The organism is Mesorhizobium sp. M7A.F.Ca.US.006.04.2.1 (assembly GCF_004022915.1).
Taxonomy (GTDB): domain Bacteria; phylum Pseudomonadota; class Alphaproteobacteria; order Rhizobiales; family Rhizobiaceae; genus Mesorhizobium; species Mesorhizobium ciceri.
The window spans coordinates 1-1,295 of sequence record NZ_RZQA01001252.1 but is presented as its reverse complement, the minus strand read 5'-3'; the positions used below and the strand labels follow the sequence as shown (position 1 = coordinate 1,295).

3 protein-coding genes are annotated in these 1,295 nt (G+C 64.0%); 1 reads left to right on the top strand and 2 read right to left on the bottom strand.

The annotated features are described in order from the left end of the window. Positions 1-69 precede the first annotated feature (69 nt). The gene (locus EN925_RS36345) at positions 70-438 is read left to right on the top strand and encodes a helix-turn-helix domain-containing protein (protein ID WP_024504168.1); all 369 of its coding nucleotides are present in this window, start codon (positions 70-72) and stop codon (positions 436-438) included. Between the two features lie 151 nt (positions 439-589). On the opposite strand, the gene EN925_RS36340 is transcribed toward EN925_RS36345, so the two are convergent. Together EN925_RS36340 and EN925_RS36335 are read right to left on the bottom strand one after the other, a co-directional pair. Continuing rightward, positions 590-793: a hypothetical protein gene (locus tag EN925_RS36340; protein ID WP_081714341.1), complete on the bottom strand. Its 204-nt coding sequence runs from the start codon at positions 791-793 to the stop codon at positions 590-592. Positions 794-909: 116 nt separating this feature from the next. Next, on the bottom strand, positions 910-1,295 hold a 386-nt coding region (locus tag EN925_RS36335; RefSeq protein ID WP_164894680.1), incomplete at its 5' end, for an acyl-CoA thioesterase.

The window sequence follows — 1,295 nt, the reverse complement described above, 5'->3', positions numbered from 1 at the left end:
GTACTGGTATCATTTGGATACCTGCGCTATATGAGATACTGCAAACGCGATGCACAAGAAGGCACTTTTTTGTTACCGAGGCACCCACACCGCTCCGAAGACTGCCGCGCCATCTCGGAAATCCTGCAGCGCGTCGGCGACAAATGGACCGTTCTGGTCGTCGGCAAGCTGGGCGACGGACCGCTGCGTTTCAACGAATTGCGCGCAGCCGTCGGCGGCATCTCGCAGAAGATGCTGACCACCACCTTGCGCGGGCTGGAGCGTGACGGCTTCGTCACCCGCACCGTGTTTCCAACCATTCCGCCGCGCGTCGATTATGAGCTGACCGAGCTCGGCCACGAGCTGCTGATCCCCGTCAGCGCACTGAGCGAATGGGCGCGCGCCAACACCATGCGCGTCAAGGCGGCGCGCGAAAAATTCGACGGCGCCCGCGTCTGAAACCCTTTCGCCGCAAGGGATTCAGCCCCGCACGCAACATCCGGCTTGTCTGATCGGAAATTCTATCTCGGCTGCGCGGATCGTTGAACCGAATGCACGCGCCGGTTTGGCTGGCGGATTGCCGCTCATGCGGTCCCCTGACGGCTGCCGCTCAGGCTCCTGATGCGCGCACATCGCATCGCGCGGCGGCACAGGTATCACACCGTGCGCCCCGCTCGCCAGGAGCCTGTCCTCCACGCGTGCAGGCGACGCGCGAGATGTCTTCCTTCACCTCCGCGTAAGCGGTCACGCCGAGCAGGCAGGTCGTCGCGACCAGGGCCGCCACGAGCCAACCGTTCAGCAGATGTTGACGCATTGTCTCTCCTCCGATTGCAGCAGGATCGGGCATGGAGGCAACCGTTGGATGTCACGAAAAGCGCCTCCCGCACGGGCGCTGTTACAAATGACCAAGCCTGGGAGAAACGGCTTGCCTCAGCCTTCGGCGGGAACCGCTTTCGGCTTGCCCTCGCCATCCAGCGCCACCATGACGAAATCGGCATGGGTGACCTTCTCCATCAGGTCGGAGAGGTAGCGCTGCGCCCAGGCCTCGACCTTGAGCGTCATCGAAGTGCGGCCGACGCGCTCGACATGGGTGTAAATGCACAGCGTGTCGCCGATCTTCATCGGCTTGGCGAACGACATCTCTTTCACCGCCGCCGTCACGACGCGGCCCTTGGCGCGCTCGGCGGCGCGGATGCCGCAGGCCAGATCCATCTGCGCCATCACCCAGCCGCCGAAGATGTCGCCCGCCGCATTGGCGTCCGAAGGCATGGCCAGGGTGCGCAGCGTCAGATCGCCAAGCGGCCGTCCTTCAGCGT

Excerpts from the sequence above, each read along its gene's own strand:
- EN925_RS36340 (WP_081714341.1), bottom strand. The coding sequence starts at position 793 with ATGCGTCAACATCTGCTGAACGGTTGGCTCGTGGCGGCCCTGGTCGCG.